This window comes from Salisaeta longa DSM 21114, from assembly GCF_000419585.1.
Lineage (GTDB): Bacteria > Bacteroidota > Rhodothermia > Rhodothermales > Salinibacteraceae > Salisaeta > Salisaeta longa.
On sequence record NZ_ATTH01000001.1, the window covers coordinates 758,779 to 781,415 of the forward strand.

The window sequence follows — 22,637 nt, forward strand, 5'->3', positions numbered from 1 at the left end:
TCGTGCTCTCCTGCATCCATTGTACATACTGTTATGCCAAACGCAACCCCCCTTTCCGACGCTGACCTGCAGGATGCGCTTGCAGGCCTCGACGGCTGGTCGCACACCGACGACCAGCTGGTCAAGTCGTTCACCTTTACGGATTTTCGTGCCGCCATCAGCTTCATCGTGCGGCTGAGCTTCTATGCCGAGGAGCTCAATCATCACCCCGAGCTGACCAACGTCTACAACGAAGTGACCGTGGCCCTCACGACGCACGATGCGGGCAACGTGGTGACCGACCTGGACGTGCAGCTCGCCGAAGCGATTGAAGAATTTGCCTGGGCCTGACGCGCCCCGTTTCGTCGGCTCCTCTCCTTTAGATTGTAGCGCTACGTATGGAACTCTCTGACGCTTTTTCTGCAATGGCCGCCGACTTGCCGGCGATTTCCTCGATCCTCCTGGTAGGGGTGATGGGCATGGCAATGGTGGTACTTGATGCGTTCCGCAACGACGCCCGCTCCATTCCGTGGCTGGGCGTGGGCACGCTCACGGTGGCGGCGGTGTGGGAAGCGTTTCACTTTGGCGCGGCCCCCGGGACGGCGTTCTTGGGGTCGGTGCGCACCGGCGGCTTTGCGGCGTTCATCAACACCATCGTACTGGGCGCGGGTGCGCTCAGCCTGTTGCTGGTCGAGCCGTACCTGCGCCGCATGCGCCGCAACTACGGCGAGGTGTACGCCCTCGTGATGTTTGCCGTGGTGGGCATGCTGCTGCTGGGAACGGCCAACAACCTGATTTCCATCTTTGTGGGCCTCGAAACGATGTCGGTGTGCCTGTACGTACTGACGGGCCTAGTGCGCGAGGACGAAGGCGCGATCGAAAGCGCCCTCAAGTACTTTCTGCTGGGGGCCTTCTCAACCGGCTTTTTCTTGTACGGCATGGCGCTCATCTACGGCGCCACCGGCACGATGTATCTCCCGGAGATGACCAACGCGCTGCAGGCCGGGGGCGCGCCGCTGCTTTTTTGGGCGGGCGTTGCGCTGCTCTTCATCGGGTTCATGTTTAAGGTGAGTGCAGCGCCGTTCCATATGTGGACGCCGGATGTGTATCAGGGGTCGCCGACGCCCCTAACGGGCTTTATGTCGACGGCAGCGAAGGCTTCGGCGTTTGCATCGCTGATTTTGGTGCTGTTCTACGCCCTGCCGTCTGAACGCTGGAGCAGCGTGCTGGCGGTGGTGGCTGTGCTCACGATGGTGATTGGCAACGTGCTGGCGCTTTCGCAGGCCAACGTGAAGCGCATGCTGGCGTACTCGTCGGTCGCCCACGCGGGCTACGTACTCGTGGGCCTAAGTGCCGGAACGGCTGAAGGATACGGCGGCGCGATGTTCTACCTGCTGGTGTACACCCTCATGAACATCGGCGCGTTTGGCGTGATGGCCCTGCTGGAATGGGATGGGAAGGAAGGCCGCGAGCAGACGCTCGATTCACTCGCGGGCATCGGATACAAGCGGCCCGTGCTGGGCGTGGCGATGGGCGTTTTCATGTTTAGCCTCACCGGCTTTCCGCCGTTAGGAGGCTTCATGGGGAAGGTGGCCGTGTTTGGCCCGGCCGTTGATGCGGGCGCCATCGGGTTGGTGGTTACGGCGCTTCTGATGAGTGCGTTGAGCGCCTACTATTACCTGCGCGTGGTGTACGTCTTTTGGATGCAGGCGCCGGAATCGCTCGCTGCAACGCAGGAATCCGCCGATGCACAGCTGCCGCGCGTAACGCCTAGCGCACTCGCGGTGTTGTCGCTCTGCACGGTGCTGCTGCTGGTACTGGGACTCTTTCCCGGGGGCCTCATGGAGACCACCACCGGGTTCTTTGAAGCGGCCCAAGCCATGGCCACCACAATGCCCTAACGATTGCGCCCCATGCACACGCTCGTTCGTGAACATATTCCGCATGCGCCGCAGATGGGGCTGTACGTGGCGCCGGATGTGCCGGCGGACCGCCTACAGAATGCTATTGCCGACTATGCGCCGGCGGTTGATCCGGCGGATGTGCTGGCGCTGTACGACGCGACGCTTTCCGGCAATGCGAAAGACGGGGCCCTCTTCACCGCCGAGGGGTTCGTCTTTCAGAATACCAATTTGCAGGCTCCGCAGTCGATTGGGTACACCAACGTGGTCGAGGTGAAGGCCAAGAAACGGTGGCTGGGGCTGGGCGGTGCGAAGGTCGAGCTTACGGTGAACCGCGGGCGGGCCACGTTCGATCTGTCGATGGACTTCTCGGGCCAGCCGGAGGCGGCTCCCTACATCGCCCGCTTCCTCTCGGAGGCCATGCTGCATGAACCGGCAGCGGCTGACGACGCATCTACCGGCACCGACGTGCGGGCCGTAGAGCACGCGCTGCAGGCCCTCCGCGACGAGGGCAAGCTCGCGGGCCCCGACTATGAGCGCCTCATGCGCGTGCTGCACGACGCATAGCGCGAACCCCGCCTCCCGTCTCGCGTTGGCGCGCTGCATCGTACCTCTGACTTTTCTGCTTGCTGCTCATGCATCGCCTGTTTCGCTGCACGCGCCTCGTGGCCTGTGTCGTCGTTGCCCTTCTCTTCATGTCGGTGGGATGCACCCCGTCCGACGCCCAGCAATCGTCCGACGATGCCCTCTCAACGGAGCGGATCGTTGAAAACCTGAAGCTCGAAATTCCGCAGTTACGCGCGGCCAACCCCACCCTTCGCGACGTGCGCGCCAGCACCGTGAAGGGCTTTAAGCGCGCCACGCTGCAGGTGGGCCAGCGGCAGCTGCCCGTCCTCATTAGCAGCGACGGTACGCAACTGCTCCTCTTGGCCAGCGAGCCGCTCGATGTGAGCCGCACGATTCAGGAAATCGACGCGCAGCAGTCGGCGCAAAAAGCCGAGCGCATGAAGCGGCTTGCCAACGTGATGGCCGGCATGCCCGCCCGCGGCCCGTCCGATGCCCCGGTGACGGTGGTGGAGTTCTCCGAGTTTCAATGCCCGTACTGCCAGCGCGCCCAGTCGTCGATCGATCGCCTCCTGAAGGCCTATCCCGACAAGGTACGGCTGGTGTACCTGCACTTTCCGTTGCCGATGCATGGGTGGGCCGAGCCCGCAGCGATCGCATCGCAGTGCGCGGCGCGCCAAAGCGAAGCGGCGTTCTGGACGCTCCACGACGCGCTGTTTACCCATCAGGGCAGCATCACAAAGCAAAACCTGACCGAGAAGGCAGCTACGTATCTGCAAGGGACGAGCATCGACATGCAACAGTGGCGCACCTGCGCGACCGATCCGTCGTCGGCAGCCCACAAGGAAGCGCAGCGCACCGTGCGCGCCACACACAGCACGGGCCGCGCGCTGGGCGTTCAAGGGACGCCGGCGTTCTTCATCAACGGTACGATGGTCGAGGGCGCGCAGCCGTTTTCCGTGCTGAAGCAGCACGTGGAGGAAGCCCTGAAGGAATCGTCCGATTCGTAGGGCTACGTCGGCATCCACCGGTGCACCGTGAGGGAGGCGGCTGCAGATGCGTCGCTGAGTAGAGTGCGCGACGGCATCGGCGCATTCCAGCGGATGAAGTGTGTCGGGCAGGCACAATCGGAGCTGCCCAGGCCCTTGCGCGGACTCGTGGCCACCGGGTGGGTGCGCAGCGCCGCTGCCCAGGTGCACTCGTGCGACGAGGCATCGTAGGCCAGCCAGACGGTGCGTAGGGTCAGCGCTTCACGCAGGTAATCGATGTGCCAGTGCGCGTTCTTTTGGCGTCGCGCGTGGCGCTGGACTCGGGCCCGCAGACCGCCCGGCCCGCGGGCACTGCCCACATACGCGTACCAGCCCGGTTGTAGCGTCACCGGGCCCCGCGCGCCCACCGTTACGGTGCGGACGCTGTCGGCGTGCAACCACAGCACGTAAGTGCCCGGCGCGTTGCGTAGCAGTGCAGCCATCATCCCCGGACCACTGCGAGCGTTTGCCGGGCTTGCTTCAGATGCCGCCGCTCGTGCTGAATCGTCGCTTCAAACCAGGCCCCCAGGCTAATGCGTAGGAAGGGCACCACCGGCGACGTAACCCGAATGCTACGCAAATCCAGACCCTCCGCCGCCGCGCAGCACGCCACAAAGCGCTCCTGCATGTCCGCAAAGTCCGTTGCAAGCCGCGACGGCGCACAGTTGCTAATGGGCTCCGGGCGGTAGCCTTCCGGCGCGGGAAACTTCCACCGGCTCTCGGGGCGCAACAGGCGCACCATCAGGCGGCTCACAAAGCCGTATTGAAACGGCGGATCGGCAAAGGGGCCGGACGCTTTCGCCGTTTCGATGGCCGCTTCCAGGCGCGGAAGCAGTAGCCGTCCGGCCTCGTCCAGGTGATCGATGCACTGGGCCGCCGACCACTCCCCGCGGCCGGGTTTGGCATTCAGGGCATCGGCGGGCGTGCGTTCGAGGAGGGCCTGCACCTCGTCGTTCAAGGAGCGGAGCTGCGTGCTGTAGGACGCAAGCGGTTCGGGTAGCGCCATAGAAAAGACCAAGGCAGCTAGAAGACACAATGAGCCACATGAACGAGCAACCAGCGGCGAGGTGCACGCTCCACCGTATTTTAATGCACGGAGGGGCTCCGCGGTACATCCATCATCCGTGACCACCCATCAGAGGTATCCGTACAGCGCAAGCGTCTCGCCAGCCACGCGCTCGGCGGCCGCAATTTCCTCGGGCGGGCGCTGCTCATGCTTGCCGATGGACGTGGTGCGGGCCTTGGCCAGTTGGCGGCGGAAGGAGCGGGTGGGGGCCACGCCGTAGTGTGCCAAAATGGCTTCGCCGGTGGCCACCGGATCGCGCACAAAGTCCTCGTAGCGGATGGTGAGCACGCGTCCGCTATCGCTCACGGCGGGTGCAGTGAACGCCTCGTGGCAGCGCCGCAGCATGTAGCTCCACATCCAGATGGCACGCACGTACGGCGTGGCGCCAAGGAATGCCTCCGACTCTTCCGCAGGCACCCACCACGGCACGTACCGATCGCCTACGCGCCGCCCGATGCGCATCTCGGAGCCCTGGAGCGTGGTGAGGGCCTCGTCGGTGAGCACGTTGTACGTTTTGACGAGCGAGTTGGCGACGTCGCGCCCGTCGCGGTAGATGTGCACGATCTTGGCCGCGGGCAGGGCATCGAGCACAAACTCGGGTGCAAAGCTTAGGAACGGCTCTTTGTACACGAACAATGACTCGGTGCGCTCGCTGCGCCAGGCACGGCGCAGGCCGGCGAGTCCGCTGGGCGCACGCACCCACTTTTGGAGCGCCGCGGCCCGCGACCGGTAGCGCCCGGAATGCAGATACGCATCCAGCGCCCGCTCAAATCCAACCGCAAGCGCGTCGTACACGTCCGGGGAAATGTCCTGGTTCACCACGTGTGGGATGGCCGTGGGCAAGACGGTGCCCGTGAGGGCCTCTACCGCGGGCAAGCTGTTGAAGACGCTCATGAGGTAGGTGGTGCCCGAGCGCGGCGCGCCCAGTACGATGCCGTAGCGCATGGCGCGGGCGTTGGAGGCCGCAGCGGCGGTTGTCGCGGGGCGGGCGGCGGTAGGCGCGGAGGAAAGCACTGTTGGGGGGGTCATGGGGCGGTGGGGTGCAAGGTGAGCGGGTGGACGGCGTCGTACTGCCGATGAACGGCCGTTACGAACGCGTCCATGCTGAAGGTGGTGGCGGCATGGCGGAGCCCGGCGCGGCCCATCTCGTTGGCGCGTGGAGCATTGTGGGCCAGTAAGGCAATGGTGCGAGCCAGCCCGGCCCGGTCGCGTGGGGGCACAAGGAGCGAAAAATCGGGGTCGGCATATTCGGGGATGCCGCCCACCGCGCTGGCCACGACGGGGCGTCCGGCCGCGGCCGCTTCGAGGGTGACGAGGCCCGCCGGTTCGTGCCAGACCGACGGCACGGCCACCATGCGAGCACGCTGAAACAGAACGGCAAGGCGCTCGGGCGCGCACCAGCCATGAAATGTCACGCGGTCGGTGCACCCCAGCTGCTGGGCGAGGGCCTGGAGGTCGTCCATGGCCGCCCCGGTGCCGGCAATGTCGAGGTGCACATCGGGCACGTCGTTGCACGCCTTCGTCAGCCAATCGACGCCCTTTTGGGGCGAGAGGCGGCCCAAAAACAGCACCCGGGGCGGCCCGTCGGTTGGAACGGGCACAAACGCGGAGCGGGGCGCGGGCGCTGGGGAGGGCACCACGTGGAGCTGCTCCGCCGGCAGGCCGGCCTGCACCATGCGCTCTTTTAGGAAGTGACTCACCGGCAGGGTGCGAATGTGCGCGGCCTGCGAGCGTTCGTGCAGCCAGTTCGTCCAGTGCGACGCCACAGCGGTGCGTTGCTCGCAGCGGTCGACAAAATGCCCCCACACGCAGCCTGCAACCGACGGGGTACGGTTGCAGGGCCTGCCGGTGCGCGACAGGTAGCGCGACCCAGCGGGGCAGTTGCCCTGATTGCCGTGCATGGTGCGTACGACCGGCAGATTGGCGGGCGGGCGAAGCGCCAGCGGCTTGTGCAGGTGCAGCACATCGACGCCGAGGTCGCGCGCGGCCTGAACGACGGCTTGATCAGACGCAAACGTGCGCGTTCCGTCGGGGGCGTCGGGCGGGGCCTGGTGGCAAAAAAAGTGGACGGTGTGCCCCCGGGCGCGCTGCGCATGGGCCAGGCGACGCACGTACGTTGCAATGCCGCCGGGAGCCCACAGGTCGGGAGCGAAATGCGCGATATGCATGGCGTTACCAGGATTGGTTGGAAGCATAGCCCAGCCGGACGAGCAGGTCGCCGTAGCGTGCTTTGAAGGCGTCGGTGACGGCGGGGGTAAAGTGATTGGCCCAGTCGCCCGGCACGCCTTTGCGGTAGTGGCTGGACCGCTTCTCCTCTCCGCGCGCGCGGCCCCCGGAGAGCTTCTTAAAGCTCTTCGCCTCAAGAATGCGCACCAGCTGATCGTGCGGCATGGACGCGAGGCGCCGGCGCGGCAGCGGCAGCAGGGGCCAGCCGCCGGTGAGGCGCTTGCCCTTGTGGCTGAGGCGGTTCCACCGCAGTTGGGCCTGACGCACGGTTTTGCGGACGCCGCCTGCGGGCGCATCCAGCCAGCCAAAGAAGTCGGCGATTTGGGTGAAGCCATCCAGCGGCGCGGCCGTCAGTACTTCCATCTTGAGCTCAAGCACGTGGGCCTGGCCGTAGTCCCACGCGGCCATCGCATCGAAGACGTCCTGGCTGAACGCAAGCTCCAACAGCAGTCCTTCGTCCTTATCGGCTGCCTGCAGGGCCGCGCGGTGCGGCTGAAGCGCGGGCCACTCGTCGGTGGGGTGCGAGCGCAGGTGCGAGAAGTACGCCGACACGAGCACGTCGCGCGGGTCGCGCACCACGTGCACGCCGCGGTGGGCCGGCAGCGTACGGGCCTGGGCATGGGTGGCATTGGTGTAGAAGAGCAGGTCGGGCTGTCGCGTCGCCACGCGGCCCCCCAAATTCCCATGCGGCGCAATATCGCTTGGGAGGTGGACGATGTCGTGACGGAGGCCGAGGTGAAAGGCGCATTCGCGCATGATCTCGGTGATCCAGCCGGTGGCGCACTTGTGGTGGCCGTACACTACGCGAAGGGAAGGCAAGCGGGTCATGATGCAGGTAGGGGCGCTGGGGGAGAAGGGGTGAGGGCGGGCAACAGCGACGTTGTAGCGGCCAGGGGACGGCGGCGCAGCATCTGCAGGTGGTCGATGAGAGCGGCGGTGTCTCCGGTGGGCACCACGTATCCATTGTCGCCCGGTTGCACGTACTCTTTCATGCCGGTGTCTTCGGTCACGATGACCGGAACGCCGCAGGCAAGGGCCTCCATGGGAGCGTAGCCAAAGCCATCTTCGTAGGTCGGATGCACAAAGACATCGGCGCGATGCAGGGCGGGCAGCGGGTCGCCGGGGGCCACGGTGAGGTTTGGGTGGGTCTGCTGCGCGCGTTCAAGGTAGCGGCGCATCGGGCGGCCCGTCCATCCGCCCACGAGCGTGAGCTCGGCCGTCGGGTCGTTGAGGGCCGCAAAGGCTTCCACGAGGTGCGTGATGCCCTTGGTTGCATCGAGGCGGCCCACGTACACCATGCGGAAGCGCCCGTCTGCAGGGCGGGCCGCGGGGGGCGCAAAGCGCGGGTGGGGGCGCAGCACGGTGCGCACCAGCTTGTGCGACGGAATGCCCGCAGCAACGAAGCTTGCCCGCACATAGTTGGAATGCACGTAGATCCGGTCGGCCAGGGCGTACTCGGCGCGCGTGGCCCGGCGCTGGGCGTCATTGAGCCACGAATCATGGAGGCCGGTGGCCCGGGCGGCGGTGCGGTGCTGGCGCATGACTTGGTCGACGTGGCTGTTGGCGGCCACGAGCTCCAGCGTCTCGTAGCCTTGTGCGCGGGCCGCGCGAAACGTGTGCAGCGACTTGCCCACAAAGCCCATGTAGGCCGATGCACCGTCGGGGAGGCGACGGGCCATGTGGCGATCGAACAAGGTGTTCAGCGTCCAGCTCTTCCAGCCGGGCGACCAGCGCAGCGGCGGCACCTGAAGCAGCGTGTGCCACCACGAGGGCCGCGCAATGGGCGCCCCCAGCACATCGGCGGCGGGAATGTTGCCGGGGGTGTAGTAGCGATACAGCAGACCCGCCGCCCGCGATTCCTCTACGAGCTGCGCAAAATGCTGCCCAATGCCGCCCTGCTCATACGGCGAGTTGCACGCGAGAACGCGCATAGCCTGTGTGTTTGGATGGACGGAACGTACGAACTGCGCACAACCTACCGGCGTACGCAAGAGGCGGCGCACCGGATTTGGCGCAACCAGAACAGACCTTTGGATGACCGACGGGCGATGTTTGGGGCTATCGCGCCAGTGCGCCCGCGCCCGGTGCCAACGTCTGGTGCGGTGCTGCGTGTAACCACCGATTTTTATCACCAAACCGCTGCTTTATGCTTCGCGCTTTTGTTTTGGCTTGTTGCGTGCTCGCAGGATCAGTCGCGCCCGCCGGGGCGCAGTCCGCGGGCCCCGATTCGTCGCTTGTGGGCACCTGGATGGGACGCCTTTCGCTGCAGGGCACGTCGCTACGGGTGGTGTTTCATCTCCGCCCGGCCGCTGGCGATTCGCTCACCGGCACCATGGATAGCCCCGACCAGGGCGCTACGGGCATTCCGCTAACGGACGTTGCCCGCCAGTCCGACACGCTCCGCGTTGCGGTGGGCTCCATTGCGGGGCGTTTTGAAGGCGTGATTGGCGACAGCCTACGGGTCATTCGCGGGCGCTGGGCGCAGGGGGGCTTGCAGTTGCCGCTTGTGCTGCGCCGTACCGACGCGCCGCCTACGGTGCGCCGCCCCCAAACGCCCAAGCCGCCCTTTCCCTACACCACGCGGCCGGTGGCTTTTCAGAATCCGCAAGCAGGCATCACGCTGCGCGGCACGCTCACGCTGCCCACGGGGCCCGCGCCGCATCCGGGGGTCGTGCTCATCGCGGGCTCGGGGCCGCAAGATCGCGACGGCACCCTCTTCAAGCACAAGCCGCTGGCGGTACTGGCCGATTACCTCACGCGCCGCGGCATTGCGGTGCTGCGCTTCGACGAACGGGGCGTCGGGGCGTCGGGCGGCCAACAGCGCGGCGCCACCACCGCCGATCTGGCCACCGACGTGCAGGCGGCCCTTGCGCATCTCGCCACGGTGCCGGCGGTCGACACGTCGGCCCTCGGCCTCATTGGCCACAGCGAAGGCGGCCTCATTGCGCCGATGGTGGCCAACGCCTCATCGCGCGTAGACTTCGTGGTGCTGCTGGCGGCGTCCGCGGTATCGGGCGATGTCATCCTCGCCGATCAGCTGGCCTACCGGACCAAGCAGCAGGGCTTTAACCGACGCAACCGGGCCGTGCAGCAGGGCGTGCAGCAGCGCATCTTTTACGTGCTCAAGCAAACGCAATGGGACTCCACGCGGGTGGCTACCGAGCTAAAGCAAATCATGCGCGATGTGCAGGGGATCTCGGGCACCCAAACGATGAACCGAGAGGTGCGCCGTCTCATGAGCCCGTGGCTGCGTTACTTCATCACCTACGATCCGCAGGCGGCCTTGCGACAGCTGTCGGTGCCCACGTTGGCGCTCTTTCCCGGAAACGACCGGCAGGTAATGCCCGATACGAACCAGACGGCCATGCGCCAGGCCCTCGCGGCCCGCGATAATAACACGTTCACGATTGAGCGGCTGTCGGGGCTCAACCACCTGTTTCAGCCGTCTGCGACGGGCGATCCGTCAGAGTACGGCGCGATTGCGCAGACCTTCAGCCCGGCGGCGCTCCGGCGCATCTACCGCTGGATTCATGAGCAGACGCCGCAGTTGCTTCCCAAGACGCCCGAGGCGCCCTAGGCGCTCCAACGCTCAGGCGGCCACGTGTGCGTCGGTGAGCGAGGCTTGCACGTCGCGGGGCACCTGCGCGTAGTGGCTGAAGCGCGCGTGGTGAAGCCCGCGGCCATGGGTGATGGAGCGGAGGGCTGTGGCGTACTGGTACAGCTCGGCTTCGGGAATGAGTGCTTCAATCTTTTGGAACGGGCCGTCCACCGTCATGCCCTGGATGCGCCCGCGCCGCGCGTTGAGGTCGCTGATGACATCGCCCGTGTAGGCGTCGGGCGTCGTGACGGTAAGGGTAAAGAGGGGTTCGCGCACCGCGGGCCGCGCGTCTTCAAACGCACGGCGAAAAGCCGCTGCGGCCGCCGCACGAAACGCGGCCTCGTTGGAGTCCACCGGGTGCATACCGCCGTCATACACCGCCACGCGGATGTCGCCGACCGGAAATCCGGCGGTGGGGCCCTCGGCCATCGCATCGAGCACGCCCTTCTGAATGGCGCCAGAGAAGCGCCGCATGTCGATGACACCGCCCACAATGGCATCCACAAAGTGCACGGTGGCGTCCCAGTCGGTGGTTAGGGTCGTTTCGTCGCGTACGGTAATGTCGGAGGGCGGATCGAACGTGTCGCTGAGCGGCGCAAGGTACAGCGCAATGTCGGCAAACTGCCCGGCGCCACCGCTTTGTTTCTTGTGCCGGTACGTAGCCCGCGCGTCCGTGCGCACCGTCTCGCGGTAGGCAATCTTTGGACGCTCAAACGTAATCTCGACGCCCGCGCGGTCGGCGAGGCGCTGCTTGGCAATGTCGAGGTGCATCTGCCCCTGGCCGCTCAGGGTCAGTTGGTTGAGCAGAGGATCGTGCGTCACAACGAGCGACGGATCTTCGGCTGTCAGCTGATGCAGCCCGCGCGCCAGCTTGTCTTCCTGCCCGTTGGCCGCGCGGACGGCCATGCGGTAGCGCGGCTCTGGAAACTCAATTGGCGAAATAGCCACATCGATTGACAGATCGTGCAGCGTGTCGTTGGTGTGCGTGTCTTTGAGCTTCACGATGGCGCCCAGGTCGCCGGTTACGAGGCGGTCGACGGGCGTGCGGTCGGCGCCGTTGAGGGTGTAGAGCGTGCCCAGCCGTTCGGCGGTGCCGGTGCGGGCATTGTGAAGGTCTTGCCCGGCGCGCACGCTGCCGTTGCACACGCGCACGAACGCGTACGAGCCCACGTGGGCCTCGCTCATGGTGCGGTATACAAAGGCGGCCGCGGGGCCGTCGGGATCGGGCACGAATGAGGCGTCGTCGCGCGTGGCAAGCGGGCGGTCGAGCGGGGTCGGGCACACGTTGGTGATGAAGTGCATGAGCCGCGACACGCCAATTTGCTCGGTCGCGCTGGTCACAAAAATGGGAAAGAGCTGTCGCTCTACCATGGCGGCGTGCAGCCCGTCGCGCATCTCATCCTCCGTCAGGTTATCCTTCTCGAAGTACAGCTCCATGAGGGCCTCGTCATTGGCCGCAATGTCTTCCACGAGATCCCGGTGCAGCGCCTGCGCCTCGTCCTGAAACGCCGCGTCGATGGGCTGCACCGCTGGCGTCGACTGGCCCTCCGGGTAGTACAGCTGCTCCATGCGCAGCACGTCAATGACCGTGCGCGTGCCCGACCCGGCCGGGAGCTGCACCACGGTTGCGCCCGCGCCAAAGCGATCCTTGATCTGCTCGACCAGCATTCGGAAGTCGGCCTCGGCATGATCCAGGTGGTTAATCACAAACATGGCGGGCGTGTCGGTCATGGCCCCGTACGTCCACGACAGCTCGGTGCCCACCTGCACCCCGGCGCGCGCATCCATCAGGTAGACGGCGGTGTCGGCCACTTTCATGGCCGCAATCACCTCGCTCACAAAATCGGGGTAGCCGGGCGTATCCAGGATGTTGATCTTGTGACCGTGCCAGTCGGCGTGCAGCAGCGAGGTGAAAATCGACGTTTGTCGCTCTTGCTCGCTGGGGTGGTAGTCGCTACGGGTGGTGCCCTCGGCTATGGTGCCCATGCGTTCAATGGCACCGCTGGCATGAAGCATCGCTTCGGCTAGGGCCGTCTTTCCGCTGTCTTGGTGCCCCGCAAGGGCGATGTTGCGAATGTGCAATCCGTCGTAGGTAGCCATGCGTACAGGGGGAAAGGTGAGCAGACGAACCGGCGCGTAGCGGATTCGCAGAAAAGCGCTTCCGCTGGTTGTTAAGATTGTTCACGTTTTGTTCATTGTCAAGTGCGCACGAAGTGTCGGCAACCGGTGCGCGCGCGAATCTTGCGAGGCAATGACAAGTTGCGGGGTAGGGAGCTGCGTGTCTCGTGCCGTGGTATCGCTGTTTCTTTGGTTCGCCATTCTTCCTTTTATGCCCGACGTTCCGACCCAAGTGATTACCGACATTCCGACCCGTTCGCTATGCCACGATCTGCTGCTGCCGCGCCTCATCGAGGAAAAGATGCTGCGCCTCATTCGGCAGGGACGCATTTCGAAGTGGTTCAGCGGATACGGCCAAGAGGCCATCGCCGTGGGCAGCACGTTGGCGCTGTCGGACGACGACTACATCTTGCCCATGCACCGCAACCTGGGCGTGTGGACGACCCGCGGCGTGCCGCTGAAGCCGCTGTTTTGTCAGCTGATGGGCAAGCAGGGCGGCTTTACAAAGGGACGCGACCGAACCTTTCACTTTGGACTGCCGGACCGCCGCATCATTGGCATGATCTCGCACATGGCGGCGATGCTGCCGGTGGCGTGCGGGCTGGGGCAGGCGGCGCGCTTAGGCGGCGAAGACTTTGTGGCGCTGGCTTTTTGTGGGGATGGCGGCTCGCGCGAGGGCGACTTCCACGAGGCGCTTAACCTGGCGGCGGTGTGGAAATTGCCCGTCGTGTTTGTCGTGGAAAACAACGGCTACGGCCTCTCGACGCCCACCCATGAGGCCGTGGCGGCAGAAGACATCGCGGACGCCGCGATGGGCTACGGCATGCCCGGCGAGGTGGTGGATGGCAACGACCTGTTTGGCGTGATGGATGCCGTGCAGAGCGCCGCCGATTATGCGCGCAACGAGGGGCCGGTGCTCCTGGAGATGAAAACCTTTCGGATGCGCGGTCACGAGGAAGCCTCGGGCACGGCGTACGTGCCCGATCACCTGTTTGAGGAGTGGAAAGAACGCGATCCGGTGGAGCGCTTCCTGCGGCAGGTGCGCAGCAGCGACTGGATGGACGAGGAGGCGCTGGACGCCCTGCGCGCGCAGCTCACCGCCACCGTCGACGAGGTGGCCGAGTGGGCGCTGGAGCAGCCCCCGGTGACGAGCACCCGCGCCGACGAGCGTGCCGACCTCTTCGCCCCGGTGCCCGCGGGGCCCACCGATGCGTCGGAGGCGTCCGCGGACGAATCGGCCGCGTCCAAACGGTTCATCGATGCCATCAGCGATGGGCTGCGCGAGGCCCTTGCCACCGACGACCGTGTGGTGCTGATGGGCCAGGACATCGCCGCGTACGGCGGCGTCTTCAAGGTCACCGAAGGCTTCGTCGATACGTTTGGCCCGGCCCGCGTGCGCAACACGCCCATCATTGAAAGCGGCGCGATTGGGGCCGCGTTTGGGCTGGCCCTTGAGGGCTACCGGCCCGTGGTGGAGCTGCAGTACGCCGACTTCATCACGTGCGGGTTCAATCAGACGGTAAACAACCTGGCCACCACGCACTACCGATGGGGGCAGCCGGTAAACGTGACGCTGCGCATGCCCTTTGGCGGCGACGTGGGGGCGGGGCCGTTCCACTCGCAGTCGATGGAGGCGTGGTTTATGCACACACCGGGGCTGAAGGTGGTGGTGCCGTCGACCCCGGCCGATGCACGTCGCTTGTTGCAGACGGCGCTGGACGATCCGAACCCCGTGCTGTTCTTTGAGCACAAGAAGCTGTACCGGTCGGTGCGGGGCGCCGTCCCGAACGACCCGTCGCCGCTCCCTTTTGGCGCGGCCCGCGTAGCGCGCACCGGCACCGATGCCACCATCGTCACCTACGGGCTGGCGGTGCACTGGGCGCTGGAAGAAGCCGAGTACCAGGCCGCCGAGAATGGCGTGGAGCTGGAGGTCATCGACCTGCGCACGCTCGTGCCGTGGGATAAAGCAACGGTGCGGGCGTCGCTCGAAAAGACGAATCGCCTCCTCGTATTGCACGAGGCGACGCGCACAGCGGGCGTGGGCGCCGAGTTGGCCGCCGAGCTCTCCGAAGTTGCGTTCACAGCGCTCGATGCTCCGCCGACGCGTGTGGCGGCCGAGCAGCTGCCGGTGCCGTTTGCGCGGCCGCTGGAGCAAGACATCTTCTCGGCCCAAGCCAAGCTGCGCCCGGCCCTCGACACGTTGCTCCGCTTCTGATCACCCCGCGCCAATCGTGCGGCTGTGGGGCTATGCGTCCATGCGCGGTAGCGTAATGCCGCGCTGGTGCTGGTACTTGCCCGACTTGTCGGCGTACGAAATTTCGGGCGCTTCGCCTTGCAAGAACAGCACCTGCGCGATGCCCTCGTTGGCGTACACCTTGGCCGGCAGCGGCGTGGCGTTGCCCACCTCAATGGTCACGTGGCCCTCCCAGCCGGGCTCAAGGGGCGTTACGTTCACAATGATTCCCGACCGCGCATAGGTCGATTTGCCAAGGACGACGGCGAGCAGGTCATCGGGCATGCGGAAGTATTCTACCGAGCGCCCCAGCACGTACGAATTGGGTGGAATGAGAATGTGGTCGTCGGTTTGGTATTCCACCATGGCGCGCTCGTCGATCTGCTTGGGGTCGACGACGCTGTTGTAGATGTTGGGCGTAAAGACGCGAAACTCGTCGGCGATGCGCATATCGTAGCCAAACGAGCTGAGGCCGTAGCTGATTACGCCGTCGCGCACCTGGCCGTCAACGAACGGCGCAATCATGTCGTAGTCTACAGCACGGCGGCGGATGCGATGGTCGGGCAGAATCATGCGTTGGAGGCGGCTGGGTGGTAGGGTTGGGTGTGGGCGCCGGTGGTGAGAAAGCGGCGGGCTTCGGGTCCGTAGTTAAAGAGGGCGTCGGCAGCAGACATGCCCGGCACGAAGCCCTCAAAGTTTTGGCGGTAGGTGGGCGTTTCGTAGCGCAACACGCGGGTGTGCGGCGCCGCTGGTGCATCTTCTGCCGCGGCCTCGGGCGGGGCAAGGAGCGTCTCGGCCCCCACCGCCTCTACGATGCCCGCTACAGAATTGGGGGCGCCGGGGAGCGCTGAAGCGCGCGTGATGGGCGTGTCCAGGTCCATCAGGTCGGCGAGCAGCGCAACCGAGCGGCACGTGAGGTCCGCCAATCGGCTCCACGACGCGTCAAAGAGCGGGCGGAGCCGATCCTCGAAGAACTCGAAGTACATCGTCGAGCGGTAGTTGTACATAAACGCGCGCCAGTGCTTCGCGCGCCACCGCCCGCGGTCGGCAATTGCAACGTCTTTGATGACCCGCCCGTGTTGTCCGCCTTCCAGCGGAACGGAGATCCATTGCCAGCCGTCGGGATTGCGTAGCTTGGCGCGGTTTTGAAACGACTGCCGGCTGTACTGCAGCGTATCGGCCACGATCAGCCGGTCGGCGTGGTGCGCAAGCGACAGGTACGACAGGCGCGGAAAGTACTCGGGCGGACGGATGGCAATGGTCATGGGCATGGGGCGGTCGGGTCAGTTGGGGCCGCGGCATGTGTAAAGAGGCCGTTGGCGCGCCGGAATGCAAGGTTATCACATTTGCGCGGGTGCACTTTCCGGTCGGTTTCGCCTATATTTCCCATCTCATGCACTTACGGTTTTACGCATCACCCATGCCCCACCGCAAAATCCGGTTTATTGACCTGCCCGACACGATCGAGCAGGTGCTTACGTTTGTCTTCTGGCTGTTTGTGGGCTCCATCGCGTTCAGCGTGATGGGCCTGCTGCTGTTGCGGCTGTTTCCAAGCGTCATGCAATTCTTTGGCCCAATGTACACGAAGCTCGTGAAGTCGCCGACGTGGACGTACATGACGCTGCTGGCTGTGATGCCGCTGCTCATGTACGGCGCGTCGTTGGGATGGAAGCGGATGACGTTCATCGCCGCCTGGGGCTGCATCATTGGCGGGGCAAGCGAGCTGATTGGAACGACAGGGGTGTTTACGCCGGGTGGGTTTGTCTTTCCGTTTGGCGCCTACGAGTACACGCACTGGCTGGGAGCGAAAATAGCGGGCCACGTGCCCTATTTCATTCCGCCGTCGTGGTTTGCCATGTCGATTGTCTCGCTGGATTTGGCGCGGCGGGTGGCCGATACGCGCTGGGCGGCGGTGGCCTGGGGCACGCTGTTTATGGTGCTGTGGGACGTATCGCTCGATCCGGCCATGAGCCGCGCATTTCCGTTTTGGACGTACGGCGTGGACGGCTTTTACTACGGCATGCCGCTGTCTAACTGGTTTGGATGGGCTGGCGTTACCTTTGTGATTCTTGTGGGCTACGAGTACCTGGGCGGCGGCCTCGACAAGCTCAGCCGCTGGGCGCCGGCCGTGTATGCGCTCAACTGCCTGTTTCCGCTGGCCATCTGCTTGCTGCAAGGGTTGTATGTCGCGGCCCTCGTGGGGGCGGCGGCTACGGCACTTCCATTTGTCATAATCTGGAAGGTGCGCGGCACGCCTACGCTCTCGATGACGCCTGCACAAGCCTAGAGATGCCATGGACGTTGCTGCTTCGACGCATTCTGAAGATGTGGAGGCCCCGGATGGCGACCCGGATGCGTACATCTGGAACGCCTTTCACCATCACTCCCGCACCTTCTCGATGGCTGCGCGGCTGCTTCCGCCGTCGCGGCAACTGCCCATCGCCACGCTCTATCTGTTCTGCCGGCGGGTGGACACGCTCGCCGATGAGCGCGTGCTCGATGTAGGGGCCGAGCAGGCGCTGCGTGAGGTGGCGGCGCTGGAAGACCGCCTCGATCGGACGCTGGCAGGCCATCCGCCGGAAGCCCTGCTGTGGCAGCGGCTCGCGGATGTGCATGCGCGCTACGGGCTGCAGCGGGCGCCGATGGATGAGCTCATCGCCGGGGCCCGCTTCGACTTGGAGGGGCGTACGGTGGAGACGCTGGACGACCTGGTGCACTATTCGAACCTGGTGGGCGGCAGCGTGGGCGCTATGATGCTGCCGTTTCTGTGCGTTGGGCAAGACCACGAACCGCTCGATGCGCCGGCGCGCACGCTGGGCATCGCCATGCAGATCACAAACATCACCCGCGACGTGGGGGAAGACCTCCGGATGCGCGAGCGGGTGTACCTGCCGCGGGCGTGGATGGACGAAGCCGGGGTGACGGTGGACGACCTGCGCGCCGGCCGCGTGACGCCGGCCTACCGTGGCCTCATGGAGCGCGTGATGGAAGCGGCCGAGGAGCGGTACACCGAAGGGATGGCGGCTATCGATGCCCTACCGTGGAAAGTGCGCCTCGGCATTGGCAGCGCGGCGCGCATGTACCGGGAGATCATGAACGAGGTGCGCCGCAACGGCTACGACAACCTCACGGAGCGCGCATACGTCTCGTGGCCGCGCAAGCTGGGGCGCGTGGCGGTGGATACGTACGCCCGGCGCAAGGCGGCGCTCAAAGATGCGTAATCGCCTATGATGCCGTTCCTCATTCGCACGCTCATTCGGTACGAGCTGTGGCAGGCGTTCCGTTGGATCGACTATGCGGCGCCGCAGCTTCCTGCGCTGCCCGAGGGGCCGGTCATCTGCTACGCGAACCACCACCATGTGTACGACGCGCACCTCCTGTGGTACCTCGTCTCGCACACGATGGGCCGCCCCAGCACGGTGTGGATGGAGGAATGGGACCGGTATCCGCTGTTTGCGCCGGTCGGTGCGCAGCCGTTTCCGGCGTCCGACCCCGCCCGGCGCGCAGCAACGGTGCGCCGTACGGCGCGCCGGTTTCGGTCGGCGCCCCGCACGGTGCTCGTCTATTTCCCGGAGGGCGAGCTGCACGCGCCCGAGGAGGGCCTCCGGCCGTTTCCTTCGGGAGCCGTCGAGCGCCTGGCGCGGCTTTACCCCAACGCCCACTGGTGGCCGGTGGGGCTGCATGTGACGTGGCGGGGCCATCAGCGGCCGGTGGCGCTGCTCAGGGGCGGCACGGTGCAGCCGGAGCCGCCTCGTACGCCGCGGGCGACGCTGCAGGCGGTGTGGCGCCCCCTGCGCGATGCGGTGCCCGGCACAACGGTGCGCCTCATGCGCGGGCCGCGGGCGCGGGCCGAGCGGTGGAGCCTGCGGTGGACCCGCGGCTTCTTTGCGCGCTACTTGCGCTGAAATGCCACAAACAAAACGCCAACACGTGACGTAGGGCGAACAGCAGGCGGCTCAACCGTTATCCATGCGCTGGTCCTTTACCATCAACCGTTGCTTTCCATGATAGCCCTGGTGCTTGCGGTGTCGCTTACCTTTGCCGACTCGGTTCAAGCAAATTACGCCCAACAGGATGTGGCCGCGCTGCGGAGCCTCCTGCAGCAGGCCGACACCCGCATGCACCGCCTGCTGTGCCGGTATCGGCTCTATCCGCTCACCGAAGAGGGCGACATCATCGAGGACATTCCGGAAGACCTCCCGAACGGATCGGCGCGTGAGCTGGCGCTGTTGTCGGGGCTGTGGGCCTATCGCGCCGGGGAGGCGTCGTTCTTTGGGGCCATTCGCTACGGGCGCCGCTCGCAAGATCTGTTGGAGAAGGCACGGGCCCGCGACCCCAACGACCCGTATGTGCTGCTCGTGGCCGGGCAATCGCTTATGTTTCGCCCAGCCATCGCGGGGCGCGATCTGGAGGCCGCCGCACAGCACTTCCAGCGGCTGGTGGATGTCGTGCACGCGCATACCTCGGCGGGCATCGCGATGGCAGAAGCCAAGACGTGGTTGTGGATGGCGTACCGTGCCCTTGAGTGGACGGGGAAAGCCGACCGCTTGCGTGCGGAGTTGTTAGCGGGTGGGCTGCCGTCGCTCTACACCCAATTTCTGAACGACCCGCCCCGCATCTGATCGAGCGCGCCCTCGTGCGTCCTTATTCCTGACGCTCGCGGGGATGGCCGCGCGTAAACAGGTCGCCGGTGCGGCTGCCGCTATCGCGGTCGAAGTGTTTGTAGGCCCGCGGCAGCGCGACGCGCCCGCGCGGGGTGCGCTCCAGAAAGCCCTCCTGGATGAGGTACGGCTCGTACACCTCCTCCAGCGTCCCCGACTCCTCGCCGACCGAAACCGCCAGGTTTTTGAGGCCGGTGGGGCCGCCATCGAAGTTGTCGATGAGGGTGAGCAGGATGCGCGTGTCCATGTCGTCGAGGCCCGCGGCATCCACGTCGAGCGCATTCAGCGCATGATCGGCCACGGCGCGCGTGATGATGCCATCGCCCTCCACCTCCGCGAAGTCGCGCGTGCGGCGCAGGAGCCGGTTCGCCACGCGCGGGGTGCCGCGGCTGCGCGTAGCAATCTCGTGTGCGCCGTCGTGGGTGGTCTCCACGTTGAGGATTCCGGCCGAGCGGAGCGTAATCTGCTGGAGCAGCTCGGCCGTGTAGTAGTCGTAGCGGAAGTCGATGCCGAAGCGCGCGCGCAGCGGCGCCGTGAGCAGTCCCTTGCGGGTGGTGGCCCCCACCAGCGTAAACGGCGGCAGCTGAATCTGCACGGTGCGCGCGTTGGGCCCCGCGTCGATGACGATGTCGATGCGGTAGTCCTCCATGGCCGAGTAGAGGTATTCCTCCACCACCGAGCTGAGGCGGTGAATCTCATCGATAAACATCACGTCGCCCTCCTGCAGGTTGGTGAGCACGCCTGCAATGTCGGCGGGGCGCTCCAGCACCGGCCCGCTCGTGGTGCGAATGCGCGCGCCCATCTCGTGCGCAATGATGTACGAGAGCGTCGTTTTGCCCAGGCCGGGCGGCCCCGAGAGCAGCACATGATCCAGCGTCTCGCCGCGTTGCAGCGCGGCGGTCATGAAGACGCGCAGGTTCTTCTTGATCTTGTCCTGACCGATAAAATCATCCAGCGTTTGCGGACGCAACAGCTGCTCCACATCGGCATCGGAGGCGTCGGGGCGCGGCGTAAGATCGTTGGCGCGGGATTCGGGCATGCCACACATAGGTTAGACACAAAAGCGACCGGTGCATTCAAGCCAACAGCAAATGGAGGGGTTCCGTGGCGGCCCTCGCTTCGCTCCTTGCAATACAATGACGAGAAGAAGAAAACCAAGAACAGAGCACTGATGATTCAGAAGGTTATCCGGATTGGCTTTACAACTGCACGTTCACCATTCGAAAGAAAATGCACACCCACTTGTCATTGCGAGGAGCCGAAGGCGACGTGGCAATCTCCGTGTACGGAGGGAGACGCTTGTTGTGGAGATTGCCGACCCGTGGAGATCGCTTTTGAAAATGACCCACCTGGGGAGATGATTAACCGCGCGTTGATGGCTCAAATGTGCATGCTCAACGCACAGAAAAGTACGCCTCACCTTGGCATCGCGAGGACTGAGCAAAGACGAAAGGTGTGAAATCTACATTATATCTACGCTCTCTCTCGGTGCTACGGGCAGCAGCGCCTTCTGCCACAGGCTCGCGTACCCGTTACTTCTATCAAACAGCGCATAGGCGCGTTGCGCCAAACGCGCCGCGCAACACAGGTGTCGTGCTTACGTTAAGAAATTCCGAAGCGGAATGGAAATTGCTAAGCGCGTGCCGTATGCTTAGCTGTGTGTTGCCGTCGTAGGCCACAGAGGGGAACCCGTCGGCGGCACAGCCCCTGCTTGCGAAGCTGATTCATCAGATCCGCCCTCCCATGCTTGAACTTCATCAGAAACAAGAGCTCCAACAGAAGCTCTCGCCGCAGCAAATTCAGTACATCAAGCTGCTGCAGCTTAACACGTTGGACCTTGAGCAGCGGATTAAGGACGAGCTTGAAGAAAATCCGTTGCTGGAGGAAGGACTGGACGACGAGGAGCGCCGGCGCGAGGAAGAGATCGAGGCGAACACCTCCGCCGAATCCGAAAACGAGGTGGAGACGGAGGACGTGGACGACGAGGAGTTTGACGTCGAGGACCTGCTCAACAGCAGCGACGACCTGTACGGCTACAAGGCGAGTCCGGGCTACAATGAAGACGATGACGACCGCGAGCGCCCCATGCCCTCGGCGCCCACGCTGGCCGAGCGGCTGTCCGATCAACTCTCGTTTCTGGACCTCAGCGACACCGATCAGCTCATCGCCGAGCAAATCATCGGGTCGATTGACGAGGACGGCTACCTGCGCCGTCCGGTGGAGTCCATTCTCGACGACATCCTCTTCAATCACGGCGTCGACCTCACGGAAGCGGACGTAGAACGCGTGCTCCGGCAGGTGCAGTCGCTCGATCCGGCCGGCATCGCCGCGCGCGACTTGCAGGAGTGCCTGCTGCTGCAGCTCTACCGTATGCCGGAGGACGTGGAGGGGCGCGCCGTCGCTATAGAGATGCTGGAGCGCCAGTACAAGGCGTTCACCATGAAGCACTTCGGAAAGCTGAAAAAGCGCCTGGACGTAGACGACCGGACGCTCAAGACGGCCTTCGAACTGATCCAGAACCGCCTCGACCCGAAGCCCGGCGAGGGGACCTTCTCGGAGGAGACGAACTACATCACGCCCGATTTTACCGTGCGGTACGTCGATGGCGAGTTCATCATCACGCTCAACGGCCGCAACGCCCCCGACCTGCACATCTCGCGCCACTACCGCAAGATGCTCGAAAAGCTGCGGGCGCAAAAGAAAAAGGAAACGAAAGAAGTGGACACCGACACGAAGCAGTTCCTGAAAAATAAGTTCGACTCGGCCCGCTGGTTCATCAACTCCATCAATCAGCGGCGCCACACCATGTCGCTGGTCATGGATGCGATTGTGCAGCTCCAGGAGGATTTCTTCCGATATGGCGAGGGCAACCTCAAGCCCATGATTTTGCAGGACGTGGCCGACATCATCGACATGGATATCTCGACGGTGAGCCGCGTGGTGAACGGCAAGTACGTGCAAACGGAGTTCGGCGTCTACGAGCTGAAGTACTTCTTCTCGGAGGGCCTGGAGACGGTGGACGGCGAGGAGGTGTCGAACAAAGAGGTGAAGGCGATCCTGCAGGACATCGTGGATCACGAAGACAAGACCGATCCGATGTCCGATCAGAGCCTGGCCGATGCGCTAGAGGAGAAAGGATTCAAGATTGCCCGCCGCACCGTCTCGAAGTATCGGAAGCAGTTGGGCATTCCGGTGGCGCGCCTGCGGAAAGAAATTGTGCTCGACGACGAAACCGTTGAGGGGTAGCCGCTGCCGGCAAACGC

General features: G+C 64.9%; 21 protein-coding genes. 11 read left to right on the forward strand and 10 right to left on the reverse strand.

What is annotated here, in order from left to right:
• Positions 1-33 precede the first annotated feature (33 nt).
• From SALLO_RS0103230 to SALLO_RS17590, 4 genes are all read left to right on the forward strand, one after another.
• Positions 34-330 carry a 4a-hydroxytetrahydrobiopterin dehydratase gene (locus tag SALLO_RS0103230; RefSeq protein ID WP_022834883.1) on the forward strand — a complete coding sequence of 99 codons (297 nt, stop codon included), beginning with the start codon at positions 34-36 and terminating at the stop codon, positions 328-330.
• A 47-nt stretch (positions 331-377) separates the two neighbouring features.
• Positions 378-1,880, forward strand: coding sequence for an NADH-quinone oxidoreductase subunit N (locus SALLO_RS0103235; protein ID WP_022834884.1), 1,503 nt, complete (start codon positions 378-380; stop codon positions 1,878-1,880).
• Between the two features lie 12 nt (positions 1,881-1,892).
• Positions 1,893-2,447 carry a hypothetical protein gene (locus tag SALLO_RS0103240; RefSeq protein ID WP_022834885.1) on the forward strand — a complete coding sequence of 185 codons (555 nt, stop codon included), beginning with the start codon at positions 1,893-1,895 and terminating at the stop codon, positions 2,445-2,447.
• A gap of 68 nt (positions 2,448-2,515) precedes the next feature.
• Positions 2,516-3,454 (forward strand): DsbA family protein, encoded by a 939-nt coding sequence (locus SALLO_RS17590; RefSeq protein WP_051141274.1) that lies wholly within the window; start codon positions 2,516-2,518, stop codon positions 3,452-3,454.
• A gap of 2 nt (positions 3,455-3,456) precedes the next feature.
• On the opposite strand, the gene SALLO_RS14865 is transcribed toward SALLO_RS17590, so the two are convergent.
• From SALLO_RS14865 to SALLO_RS14875, 6 genes are all read right to left on the reverse strand, one after another.
• Positions 3,457-3,918: a GIY-YIG nuclease family protein gene (locus SALLO_RS14865; RefSeq protein WP_022834887.1), complete on the reverse strand. Its 462-nt coding sequence runs from the start codon at positions 3,916-3,918 to the stop codon at positions 3,457-3,459.
• Entirely contained in the window at positions 3,915-4,478 is a 564-nt protein-coding gene (locus tag SALLO_RS0103255) for a DinB family protein (protein WP_022834888.1), read from the reverse strand. Before SALLO_RS0103255 ends, SALLO_RS14865 begins: the two co-directional genes overlap by 4 nt.
• Before the next feature lie 129 nt (positions 4,479-4,607).
• On the reverse strand, positions 4,608-5,567 hold the full coding sequence (locus SALLO_RS0103260; RefSeq protein WP_084696127.1) for a sulfotransferase family protein: 960 nt from the start codon (positions 5,565-5,567) through the stop codon (positions 4,608-4,610).
• Positions 5,564-6,706: a glycosyltransferase family 4 protein gene (locus SALLO_RS0103265; protein WP_022834890.1), complete on the reverse strand. Its 1,143-nt coding sequence runs from the start codon at positions 6,704-6,706 to the stop codon at positions 5,564-5,566. The genes SALLO_RS0103260 and SALLO_RS0103265 overlap by 4 nt, the downstream gene beginning before the upstream one ends.
• Positions 6,707-6,710: 4 nt before the next feature.
• Positions 6,711-7,592 carry a sulfotransferase domain-containing protein gene (locus SALLO_RS18365; protein ID WP_022834891.1) on the reverse strand — a complete coding sequence of 294 codons (882 nt, stop codon included), beginning with the start codon at positions 7,590-7,592 and terminating at the stop codon, positions 6,711-6,713.
• Entirely contained in the window at positions 7,589-8,695 is a 1,107-nt protein-coding gene (locus SALLO_RS14875) for a glycosyltransferase family 4 protein (RefSeq protein WP_022834892.1), read from the reverse strand. The genes SALLO_RS18365 and SALLO_RS14875 overlap by 4 nt, the downstream gene beginning before the upstream one ends.
• Positions 8,696-8,910: 215 nt before the next feature.
• On the opposite strand from SALLO_RS14875, the gene SALLO_RS14880 reads away from it, so the two are divergent.
• The gene (locus SALLO_RS14880; RefSeq protein WP_022834893.1) at positions 8,911-10,341 is read left to right on the forward strand and encodes an alpha/beta hydrolase family protein; all 1,431 of its coding nucleotides are present in this window, start codon (positions 8,911-8,913) and stop codon (positions 10,339-10,341) included.
• 12 nt (positions 10,342-10,353) lie between these two features.
• Here SALLO_RS14880 and SALLO_RS0103285 read toward each other — a convergent pair whose 3' ends face one another.
• Positions 10,354-12,462: an elongation factor G gene (locus SALLO_RS0103285; protein ID WP_022834894.1), complete on the reverse strand. Its 2,109-nt coding sequence runs from the start codon at positions 12,460-12,462 to the stop codon at positions 10,354-10,356.
• 229 nt (positions 12,463-12,691) lie between these two features.
• On the opposite strand from SALLO_RS0103285, the gene SALLO_RS0103290 reads away from it, so the two are divergent.
• Positions 12,692-14,695, forward strand: coding sequence for an alpha-ketoacid dehydrogenase subunit alpha/beta (locus tag SALLO_RS0103290; protein WP_022834895.1), 2,004 nt, complete (start codon positions 12,692-12,694; stop codon positions 14,693-14,695).
• A 30-nt stretch (positions 14,696-14,725) separates the two neighbouring features.
• Here SALLO_RS0103290 and dcd read toward each other — a convergent pair whose 3' ends face one another.
• Both dcd and SALLO_RS14885 read right to left on the reverse strand, forming a co-directional pair.
• Entirely contained in the window at positions 14,726-15,286 is a 561-nt protein-coding gene (gene dcd / locus SALLO_RS0103295; RefSeq protein WP_022834896.1) for a dCTP deaminase, read from the reverse strand.
• On the reverse strand, positions 15,283-15,984 hold the full coding sequence (locus tag SALLO_RS14885) for a WbqC family protein (RefSeq protein ID WP_022834897.1): 702 nt from the start codon (positions 15,982-15,984) through the stop codon (positions 15,283-15,285). The genes dcd and SALLO_RS14885 overlap by 4 nt, the downstream gene beginning before the upstream one ends.
• 149 nt (positions 15,985-16,133) lie before the next feature.
• On the opposite strand from SALLO_RS14885, the gene cruF reads away from it, so the two are divergent.
• The 4 genes from cruF (at position 16,134) to SALLO_RS0103320 (ending at position 19,335) form a co-directional block, all read left to right on the forward strand.
• Complete coding sequence (cruF, locus tag SALLO_RS17595) at positions 16,134-17,000, forward strand: bisanhydrobacterioruberin hydratase CruF (protein WP_022834898.1); 867 nt, start codon at positions 16,134-16,136, stop codon at positions 16,998-17,000.
• Positions 17,001-17,007: 7 nt separating this feature from the next.
• Positions 17,008-17,934 (forward strand): phytoene/squalene synthase family protein, encoded by a 927-nt coding sequence (locus SALLO_RS0103310; protein WP_028566847.1) that lies wholly within the window; start codon positions 17,008-17,010, stop codon positions 17,932-17,934.
• Between the two features lie 6 nt (positions 17,935-17,940).
• Positions 17,941-18,618: a 1-acyl-sn-glycerol-3-phosphate acyltransferase gene (locus SALLO_RS0103315; RefSeq protein WP_028566848.1), complete on the forward strand. Its 678-nt coding sequence runs from the start codon at positions 17,941-17,943 to the stop codon at positions 18,616-18,618.
• Between the two features lie 99 nt (positions 18,619-18,717).
• On the forward strand, positions 18,718-19,335 hold the full coding sequence (locus SALLO_RS0103320; RefSeq protein ID WP_051141278.1) for a hypothetical protein: 618 nt from the start codon (positions 18,718-18,720) through the stop codon (positions 19,333-19,335).
• A gap of 22 nt (positions 19,336-19,357) precedes the next feature.
• On the opposite strand, the gene ruvB is transcribed toward SALLO_RS0103320, so the two are convergent.
• Positions 19,358-20,413 (reverse strand): Holliday junction branch migration DNA helicase RuvB, encoded by a 1,056-nt coding sequence (ruvB, locus tag SALLO_RS0103325; protein ID WP_022834900.1) that lies wholly within the window; start codon positions 20,411-20,413, stop codon positions 19,358-19,360.
• A gap of 704 nt (positions 20,414-21,117) precedes the next feature.
• Here ruvB and rpoN point away from each other — a divergent pair.
• Positions 21,118-22,620, forward strand: a complete 1,503-nt coding sequence (gene rpoN / locus SALLO_RS0103330) for an RNA polymerase factor sigma-54 (RefSeq protein WP_022834901.1) — start codon at positions 21,118-21,120, stop codon at positions 22,618-22,620.
• Positions 22,621-22,637: the final 17 nt, after the last annotated feature.

Coding starts and splice junctions, on each gene's coding strand:
- SALLO_RS0103255 (WP_022834888.1), bottom strand. CDS start 4,478: ATGGCGCTACCCGAACCGCTTGCGTCCTACAGCACGCAGCTCCGCTCC.
- cruF (WP_022834898.1), top strand. CDS start 16,134: ATGCCCCACCGCAAAATCCGGTTTATTGACCTGCCCGACACGATCGAG.
- SALLO_RS14865 (WP_022834887.1), bottom strand. CDS start 3,918: ATGATGGCTGCACTGCTACGCAACGCGCCGGGCACTTACGTGCTGTGG.
- SALLO_RS0103310 (WP_028566847.1), top strand. CDS start 17,008: ATGGACGTTGCTGCTTCGACGCATTCTGAAGATGTGGAGGCCCCGGAT.
- SALLO_RS14880 (WP_022834893.1), top strand. CDS start 8,911: ATGCTTCGCGCTTTTGTTTTGGCTTGTTGCGTGCTCGCAGGATCAGTC.
- SALLO_RS0103285 (WP_022834894.1), bottom strand. CDS start 12,462: ATGGCTACCTACGACGGATTGCACATTCGCAACATCGCCCTTGCGGGG.
- dcd (WP_022834896.1), bottom strand. CDS start 15,286: ATGATTCTGCCCGACCATCGCATCCGCCGCCGTGCTGTAGACTACGAC.
- SALLO_RS0103260 (WP_084696127.1), bottom strand. CDS start 5,567: ATGACCCCCCCAACAGTGCTTTCCTCCGCGCCTACCGCCGCCCGCCCC.
- SALLO_RS0103290 (WP_022834895.1), top strand. CDS start 12,692: ATGCCCGACGTTCCGACCCAAGTGATTACCGACATTCCGACCCGTTCG.
- SALLO_RS0103235 (WP_022834884.1), top strand. CDS start 378: ATGGAACTCTCTGACGCTTTTTCTGCAATGGCCGCCGACTTGCCGGCG.
- SALLO_RS14875 (WP_022834892.1), bottom strand. CDS start 8,695: ATGCGCGTTCTCGCGTGCAACTCGCCGTATGAGCAGGGCGGCATTGGG.
- SALLO_RS0103240 (WP_022834885.1), top strand. CDS start 1,893: ATGCACACGCTCGTTCGTGAACATATTCCGCATGCGCCGCAGATGGGG.
- ruvB (WP_022834900.1), bottom strand. CDS start 20,413: ATGCCCGAATCCCGCGCCAACGATCTTACGCCGCGCCCCGACGCCTCC.
- SALLO_RS17590 (WP_051141274.1), top strand. CDS start 2,516: ATGCATCGCCTGTTTCGCTGCACGCGCCTCGTGGCCTGTGTCGTCGTT.
- SALLO_RS0103315 (WP_028566848.1), top strand. CDS start 17,941: ATGATGCCGTTCCTCATTCGCACGCTCATTCGGTACGAGCTGTGGCAG.
- SALLO_RS0103265 (WP_022834890.1), bottom strand. CDS start 6,706: ATGCATATCGCGCATTTCGCTCCCGACCTGTGGGCTCCCGGCGGCATT.
- SALLO_RS14885 (WP_022834897.1), bottom strand. CDS start 15,984: ATGCCCATGACCATTGCCATCCGTCCGCCCGAGTACTTTCCGCGCCTG.
- rpoN (WP_022834901.1), top strand. CDS start 21,118: ATGCTTGAACTTCATCAGAAACAAGAGCTCCAACAGAAGCTCTCGCCG.
- SALLO_RS18365 (WP_022834891.1), bottom strand. CDS start 7,592: ATGACCCGCTTGCCTTCCCTTCGCGTAGTGTACGGCCACCACAAGTGC.
- SALLO_RS0103230 (WP_022834883.1), top strand. CDS start 34: ATGCCAAACGCAACCCCCCTTTCCGACGCTGACCTGCAGGATGCGCTT.
- SALLO_RS0103320 (WP_051141278.1), top strand. CDS start 18,718: ATGATAGCCCTGGTGCTTGCGGTGTCGCTTACCTTTGCCGACTCGGTT.